Source organism: Phormidesmis priestleyi ULC007, from assembly GCF_001895925.1.
Lineage (GTDB): Bacteria > Cyanobacteriota > Cyanobacteriia > Leptolyngbyales > Leptolyngbyaceae > Phormidesmis_A > Phormidesmis_A priestleyi_A.
Map to the genome: position 1 here is coordinate 1 of NZ_MPPI01000013.1, position 7916 is coordinate 7916.

General features: G+C 47.8%; 5 protein-coding genes and 1 pseudogene. 2 read left to right on the forward strand and 4 right to left on the reverse strand.

Annotated elements, in window-relative coordinates; genetic code table 11:
• Positions 1 to 110: pseudogene (locus BRW63_RS13170) on the forward strand (photosystem II D2 protein (photosystem q(a) protein)); the annotation flags it as partial.
• Between the two features lie 786 nt (positions 111 to 896).
• Positions 897 to 2846 carry an iron uptake porin gene (locus BRW63_RS13175; RefSeq protein WP_073071819.1) on the forward strand — a complete coding sequence of 650 codons (1950 nt, stop codon included), beginning with the start codon at positions 897 to 899 and terminating at the stop codon, positions 2844 to 2846.
• A gap of 233 nt (positions 2847 to 3079) precedes the next feature.
• Here BRW63_RS13175 and BRW63_RS13180 read toward each other — a convergent pair whose 3' ends face one another.
• From BRW63_RS13180 to BRW63_RS13195, 4 genes are all read right to left on the reverse strand, one after another.
• Positions 3080 to 4036 (reverse strand): NAD-dependent epimerase/dehydratase family protein, encoded by a 957-nt coding sequence (locus tag BRW63_RS13180; RefSeq protein ID WP_073071821.1) that lies wholly within the window; start codon positions 4034 to 4036, stop codon positions 3080 to 3082.
• Between the two features lie 10 nt (positions 4037 to 4046).
• Positions 4047 to 5222: a hypothetical protein gene (locus tag BRW63_RS13185; RefSeq protein ID WP_223257375.1), complete on the reverse strand. Its 1176-nt coding sequence runs from the start codon at positions 5220 to 5222 to the stop codon at positions 4047 to 4049.
• A gap of 313 nt (positions 5223 to 5535) precedes the next feature.
• Positions 5536 to 6813, reverse strand: coding sequence for an aminotransferase class I/II-fold pyridoxal phosphate-dependent enzyme (locus tag BRW63_RS13190; protein WP_073071824.1), 1278 nt, complete (start codon positions 6811 to 6813; stop codon positions 5536 to 5538).
• A 297-nt stretch (positions 6814 to 7110) separates the two neighbouring features.
• Positions 7111 to 7916 (reverse strand): hypothetical protein (locus BRW63_RS13195; protein ID WP_073071826.1); only part of this gene is annotated, 806 nt, incomplete at its 5' end.

The following is a 7916-nucleotide window of genomic DNA, read 5'->3' on the forward strand; positions in this document are numbered from 1 at the left end:
AGAACATTTTGTTGAACGAAGGCATCCGCGCTTGGATGGCTTCTCAAGACCAGCCTCACGAAAAATTTGTATTCCCTGAAGAGGTTCTGCCTCGCGGTAACGCTCTCTAAGATTCAGATTGCACATTTTCCATCGCTCCCACTATCAAGGTGGGAGCTTTTTTGTGAGATTGCAACACGCTCGAAAAAGTCTGTGTTATCTTGATTAAAGCAGTGAAAATTATCTGCTTTTAACGCTGTAAACCTTTGATAATAAAGCCGTTTAGGCAATAGGAGGTGATGCCCATGCAAGATAGTAGTATACGCCTGGGTCGTCAGATTGTGTTGAACTGGCTGCGCGCCGGGGCTGTTCTCTAGAGTTAGATCTTCCGCACAGGTAGAGATGGCTCATCCATAACGGCTGACTAGCTTGGAGTCCCTTCCGGCAGTCTAGTTTCAATCTGAAGATCCGCTACACCGCTCCTGCCCCTTAGAGTTTTGGTTTTACCAAGATTCTTTTGGCAGGAGCGGATAGTTTTTTAAAGGGACGATCTTGGCAGCCGTGAGTCTAGGCAAAGCTCAGTTTATGTTTCTTGAAGCTTCCGTGAATCAGTAGTTTCATAGAAGCATGTATTCCTTTCGGTAGAGGCGATCGAAGGTCAACCTTTAGAGAATGCTAGGGGCAGACTGCAAAAGAAAGCGTTTTGCGATCGATGTTTGATCAAAATACTGAGTACTCTCTCGACAAACATCTGCTATTATTTTCAAAGTCGCTTTCTAATTGTAATTTGGCGTAATTCAACTGCTTAGGTGATAGCCTCATGTGGGTTTTGTGATTTTGCAGCAGTTTACAAATCTGGATTGGACAGGTAGAAGGCTCAAACAGTCGCTCTATAAACAGGTGTGAGGAGAATATTCATGTTTAAATTTCTGTTGAATTCGTTAGTGGTCAGCCCGGCAGTTTTAGGGGCAGCTCTAGCGCTTTCTTCTGGGGCGATCGCCGCAGAAAAGTCAGTAGTCGTTTCGTCATCTCCGGTGACAACGATTGCAGCAAAAACTCAAGAAATTGAGGCGCTTGTCGCACCGTCTGTTGAAGTCAAAACTACTCAAGCTGCTGAAGTTGTCGCTCCTGAAGCAATTCAAGCTAAAGCGGTTTCTGAAACAACCGCAGAGCTAAAGCTTTCTAAAGTCGCTCCGATTCAAATTGCTCAGGTTTCTGCTCCAGAAGCGCAGCCTTCAGCACCGAGTTCTGATCTCAACTCGATCGACCAAATCAATCGTTACAGCCGTGAAGGAAAGTCTGGCGCATCGGTTGGACAGGTCACCTCTGTTTCTCAATTGTCTGACGTTCGACCAACTGACTGGGCATTTCAAGCATTGCAGTCTTTAGTCGAGCGCTACGGTTGCATTGTGGGCTATCCCGACAAGACCTTCCGAGGAAATCGCGCTCTCACCCGCTTTGAGTTTGCGGCTGGTTTGAATGCCTGTCTCGATCGGGTCAACGAGCTAATCGCGGCTGCTACGGCTGACTTGGTGAAGAAGGAAGACCTGGCAACCCTGCAAAGGCTTCAAGAAGAGTTTGCGGCTGAACTAGCAACCTTGCGTGGTCGGGTTGACGCTCTAGAAGCTCGGACTTCAACGCTTGAGAAGCAGCAATTTTCTACGACTACCAAACTGGCGGGCGAAGCTATTTTCGCAATCACCGATGAGTTTGGCGTTAGGAACAGCGGTGGCAACAACACGGTTTTTCAAGACAGAGTTCGTCTGGCTTTGAACACCAGCTTTACAGGTAGTGACCTGTTAGTTACTCGTCTTGCAGCAGGTAATGCAGGAACATTCAACCTACAGAATCCGAATCGGCTAGGGCTGGGGCAAGTAAGTGGGACGAATGCTGAAGGGCTTCAAACTTTCAACTTTGGCAACACGGGTGGTAACCAAATCTTTGCTGACTGGGTTGCCTACTTCTTCAACCTTGGCGAAAAGGTTAGAGTTTACGTCCCCGCTGTGGGAGGTCTTCACTATGACTATGCACCCACGGTCAGCCCTGCTCTGGACGCGTTTGATGGTGGCACAGGTCCTCTTTCGGTCTTTGCTCAACGGAACCCCATCTATTTGATTGGTGGTGGTGCTGGCGCGGGCATCAACTTTGAACTGACCCCAGCATTTACCATCAGCGCTGGCTATTTGGCGGATAATTCAAATGGTCGTGATGCCCTCGGTAATGCTGTTCCCTCGACGGTTGCTAGTGCAAACAACCCTTCTAATGGGAATGGTTTGTTCAACGGCAGTTACTCTGCACTAGCTCAGATCACCTTCAAGCCTAGTCAAGCCCTGAGCTTAGGTTTAACCTACGTCAACGCTTACAGACGATCAGCGATCTTTGACACAGGTAATGGTGGCACTGGCGGTTCTGGCACTTTGTTTGCTAACCAAGGAAGGAACGTACTTGGCGCAGTTACCCCGTCTGAGATCAACGCTTACGGTGCCGAGGTTGCTTTTAGACTTAGCCCTCAAATTGTGTTGAATGCCTTTGGCTCTTACATCAACGCTGATTTTGTGGGTGACAACGCTGGTTCTCGTACCATTTGGACTTATGGTGCGGGTGTTGCCTTCCCTGACTTTGGTAAGAAGGGTAATCTTTTGGGATTCATGGCAGGGGCAGAGCCTTACTTGGGGAACCCGACCGCGGTTCAAAGAGCGCAGGGCGTGAGCAACAGCATTCCTCTTCACATTGAAGGGTTCTATAAGTATCAACTGAATGACAACATCTCGATTACGCCTGGTGTGATTTGGGTGATTAATCCTGGTCAGAATGACAACAACGACGACGTTGTGATTGGCACGGTGAGAACAACCTTCACCTTCTAATCGCGAGTTCTTCTGAATAGATTTTAAAGAGCCCTGCGATCGCAGGGCTTTTTTATTGCAAATCAGCGATCGTTCTGGGAACAATGCCCTATCTAATTCTTCTAAACTCTTGATGCAAAGCAACCCTAGGAACCCTCCTGAAAACCTGCTTTGATTTGGTAAGCCTTTTAACCCTGTCGTTTGGCAGGGTTTTTGTTTAATTTGAGTTGATTATCTTGACATTGACAAACTTACTACCGTTTGACTAATTCTTTTAGCGTGTCTTCGATCGATCGTGGGTTCCATCCTAGTTCTCGTCTCGCTTTTGTGGCATCGACTCGGACACAGCGATCGTAAAGATAATGAACTCGTTCTCGGTCGATCGGAGGTTGCCACGAGAAGATACGACCGATTACATCCAAGATATTACCAACGACGCGAACCACTGGCTCAGGCGCATCAGCCGGGACAGAGATTCCCGTTTCCTGACTAAAAATCTCAAACATTTCACGAGTCGATAAATCTCCAGACGAGAGGATGTAGTATCCACCGAGTTGACCTCGATCGGCAGCGAGCATCATCGCTTCTGCTAAATCGTCCACATGAACAATTCCTGTGATTCTTTGTCCGCCTGCCCAAACTTTTAACCGTCCTTTGAGAAAGGTATTGAGGACGGGCATAAAGTGCGGATCGTCTACGCCAAAGATCCCAGAAGGCATCACACTTACAACTGGAAATCCTTTAGCGGAGGCTTGATCGACAAGTTGTTGAGCGTTATATTTTGTGCGATCGTAAGCAGAAGAAAAGTCTTTTTGAGTCCGCTCGAAGGTTTCGCCAATGACTTTTCCTCTCGTGTCGCCAAAAATACCGATCGTGCTGCAATACACCATTTTAGAAACGCCGATCGATTGGGCCACTTCTAAAACTGCACGAGTTCCTTCGACGTTGACTCGCTCCATCTCGATCGCGTTGACGAGTCCGAGTTCGACATAGGCTGCGGTGTGAAAAACGGTATCAACTCCTTGCATTGCTTGTGCGAGAGCGGCTCGATCGGTGATGTCACCATAGGCGAGATCGATCTGACAATCCGCTAATCGATCCAAGTTACTGGACTTTCGCACCAGACCCACCACGGAATCGCCTCGTTTTTGTAATGCTTTGACTAAGTGGGAACCAGTAAAGCCATTTGCCCCGGTGACGAGTACCTTCATAATTCACCTTCTAAACCAGCGTCTTTTCATACATTCGATAAGTTTTATAGACTTTGCCTCCAGAGGCTTCGATCAATTTACGTGAAGCAAAGTTATCTTCATAAACCCAAGACAATTCTGCTCTTTTATAGGGTTTGCCCTTTTGAATTCCTCCACTCATGCCCAAGTAAATTAGTGCCAGAGGAACCATTTTGCGGCGAAACTCTGGAAGCGAACAGATTGCAATCACCCGCCCTTGATCAATTTGACGACGATGCCAAAGAAACTTGAGAACTCCAAGCCAGTTAAGTTTACCGTTAACGTGCTTGAGTGGAATGTTGTAATCCGGCAAGCCCATCCAGAAGCCGATCATTTCACCGTTATATTCGGCGATCGGAAACACATCGGGATCGACTAGACTTTGCAGCGATTTCGCCTCTTCTAAAAACTCTTCTTGAGTGCGAGGGGTAGAACTCCAGTTGTCAGAAAAGGCTTTCGTAAATAAATTATAGAGACTGATCGCATCTTGCTCAAATCCTTCGCCTTTAGTTTGCAGGGGGCGAAAGTTAACCCCAGATTTACAGGCAATTTTGTAGCCCTTCTCAAATTCTGGAGAGAGCGGTTTATCGAGCGGAAAGTCATAAGCATAGGCATCTTTGGCTTTGTGCCAGCCGTCTTGCTCTAAAAACTTAGGATAGTACGAAGGATTGTAGGGCATCATCACCATTGGCGGTGAGTCAAAGCCGTCTACTAAAAACAGGCAATTATTGTGAGTTGAGAGATCGATCGGACCTCTGACTTCGGTCATTTCTTGCTCTCTTAACCATTGAGATGCTGCGTTTAAAAGAGCTTGAGCAACCTCAAAGTTTTCAATGCACTCAAAAAATCCAAAAATGCCAATCTTTTTGCCTTCGCGATCGACGAGACGATCGTTGACTGCTGCCACAATTCGACCGACGGGTTTTGCGTCTCGAATGGCAACAAACTGCTGAAGTCTGCCATATTGAAAAAAGGGATTGCTGGGATCGAACTTTTTAGCAATGTCACTGCGAAGCGGAGACACCCAGTTACGATCGTGGGCATACACCGTAGTCGGAACATCCAAAAACATCTTCTGTTCTGCTGAGTTTGTGACAGCAATCACCTGAAAGTTTAGGTGTCTTGGTTGAGAAGGAGTCGAGTTTGTGCCAATAGGAGAATTCATCATTAGATAGCCTCTTTTAGGCTGCCGCCAATCACTAATAACTGTTATGGAAAATATACCAGTTCCAACTCCAATAGTGGGTGCATAAAAAAGCGTGAATTCGATGAAGCTTTTCGCTGCGGTTGCAAATCCGGGCTGCCCCCTAAATCCCCCAAAATTGGGGGACTTTGAACCTAAATTCTGGGCTTGAAGTCCCCCAGAACTGGGGGATTTAGGGGGCTGAAGAACGCAGCGAAAGAACTCATCGAACTGACGTTAAAAAAGCGATCGTTCCCTAAAAAGAATGATCGCTCTCAACTCTTTAAAGTCACTAAAATCAGGCACTAATCGTGGGTTTATAAACCAAATCGCGCATCTTCACCATGCTTGTTACCAAGCGATCCATCTCTTCTTTGGTGTGCAGAGCGTTGACTGTGATGCGAATTCTCGGTTTAGCGATAAACCAAATTGGAGATACCCAAATTCCGCAATCCAGCAATTCTCTCGCATAGACTTTGGGGTTGAGTTCTGGAGGCAGCAAAACTGGCACGACATTTGTTTCTCCAAGCGCTGCAAAATCATGGGCCTCAAGACACGATCGTAAATATCGCGTGTTTTCTTGAAGAGCCTTGACTCGATCGGGTTCTTTGCTGACGATGCGGATGCTCTCCAGCGCGGCGGCTGTGGTAGGAGGCGGTAACGAAATTGTTCCGATCGAGGTCGGTGACACGTCTAATAATGGCTTGAGTTCGGGCACATGGGTGCTGATTGCTGCGCCTGCTGATGCCGCAAACTTAGAAAATGTTGTCATGATCAGAGGCGTAATTCCTCGATCGATCGCGTCTTGCGGCATGAGTCCAAAATGTTCATAAATGCCGCGACCTGTTGCCCCGATCGCGCCACTGGCGTGCGCCTCATCCATCACCAAAACTGAATCAGGATAGTTAGCAAGCACATCGATCATCTCCGGCAAGGGAGCGATGTCGCCATCCATTGAGAACACTGCATCAGAAATGACGAGGATACGATCGGTGGGTTGAGCATAGCGCTTCAGCTTTCGCGCCAAATCTTCAACGTCACAATGGCGATAGGCCCGCACCCGCACTCTAGGACTGTGCCCAAACATTTTGCCAGAGCGAGTTCCTGCATTTGCGACAGCGGTGACGATGCAGCCATGATTCAAAACATCCGTCAAAATCAGCGTCTCACGGTTATTTTGAAACCCCGAAATGGGAATCGCCAAATGGCAAAACGCATCCATCAACGCTTGCACCGCCATCCACGCATTGAGAAAAAGCTGAGTGTGAGGCAGGTGCTTGAACGCTGAAATCTCATTTTCTAGCTGACGATGCAAATCAATGCGACCACTGAGCACCGAGGTAGAACTGTTCGACGTTCCATATTGCCAGATGGCATCAACGGCAGCTTGCTTGACCGATTCTTCTTGGGTCAGCCCCAAAACATCGTTGGTGCAAAAGGTGAGAACGGTGCGTCGTCTCCCCGTTTCAGCCTCCTCGATCTCGACAAAATTTCCCTGGCGTTTGTGGCAAATGTACTCATCGGGATCTAAGCCGCTTTCGTACCAGCGCCGCACGTACTCCTTGACAACTTGCACAGTAAACTCCTCTCACCTTTTTTTAGACAGCGATTCTATAAAGCTGCGCCAAGCGCGTCGCAACTAATCCAACCCTATATCTGGCTTGCGAAGGACTCCGCTAACTCATCGATACGAAGCTGAAGTATAGGAACATGCGTCAATTAGTCAATTGTCTGAATCCAGCTTATCAGTAAGCACTCTAACTAAGTGAGTTCAAAGTCACTGATTGCAGAAAAAGACAGTCCGTGAGCCAGCACTCAGTGATGCACTACTCATAACGGACGGTCTTTTGGTCAATTTGGTTGCACGCTGGGATCAAATTTCTGCCACTGCCCGCTCGACTAAACGACGAGCCAGCGTTTGCGTTCCGGTGTGGGTGTAGTATTTGACGGCTACGTCGAGAAATGCGCCCACATAATCGAGTTTGTCAGCAGAAATATCGACATATTGTTTGACGTGGCTCAATAGACTTTCTTGAGTCAAGTTCCGAGAACTCACAAAATCGCCCATCCAGCCTTTGACCGAATCGAAACTTTGGGTGATAAAACCAAGCTGACCAGCAGGGTTGCCACCTGGAATCAAGCTGCTAACGCTCTTAAAGCTTGGGTTGTGTTGAAGCTCATCGGGGGTTGTCTGCTGAATCGTAGATAGCCCCATATTGATAAAGTCGGCCCCTAGCGGAATGATGCCATCAAAACAGACCAGTGCCGCCATCCGCATCAGAGATTCGCCGCTATAGTCGCCCAACGCACCCAAGAAGTCGCCGATGCTATCTCCCGGAATGCCGTTAATTTGGCAAAATGCGACCAGTTCGACTACGAGCTTGATGCACAGGTCGAGACTTTGCACTTTTTCAGGTTTGGGGGTGAGATTGCCCAAAAATCCTAAAAACGAAATGTCTTGACCAATTTTGTTTGCCATCGCGGCGGCACCTAAAGCGCCAGCAGCATTATCGACGGTTTGATAGAGCCACATTGCGCGCTGATAGCCTTGAGACTCATCGTTATAAAGATAGACGGCTCGCTCTCCGATCGCTTGAATCATTGCTTCATCGGTTTCGCCTGTGACTGCCTGAATCGTGTTGGTGAAGCCCGTCAAGTTTTGCCATTGCCCTGGAATCA

Excerpts from the sequence above, each read along its gene's own strand:
- BRW63_RS13175 (WP_073071819.1), top strand. The coding sequence starts at position 897 with ATGTTTAAATTTCTGTTGAATTCGTTAGTGGTCAGCCCGGCAGTTTTA.
- BRW63_RS13180 (WP_073071821.1), bottom strand. The coding sequence starts at position 4,036 with ATGAAGGTACTCGTCACCGGGGCAAATGGCTTTACTGGTTCCCACTTA.
- BRW63_RS13185 (WP_223257375.1), bottom strand. The coding sequence starts at position 5,222 with ATGATGAATTCTCCTATTGGCACAAACTCGACTCCTTCTCAACCAAGA.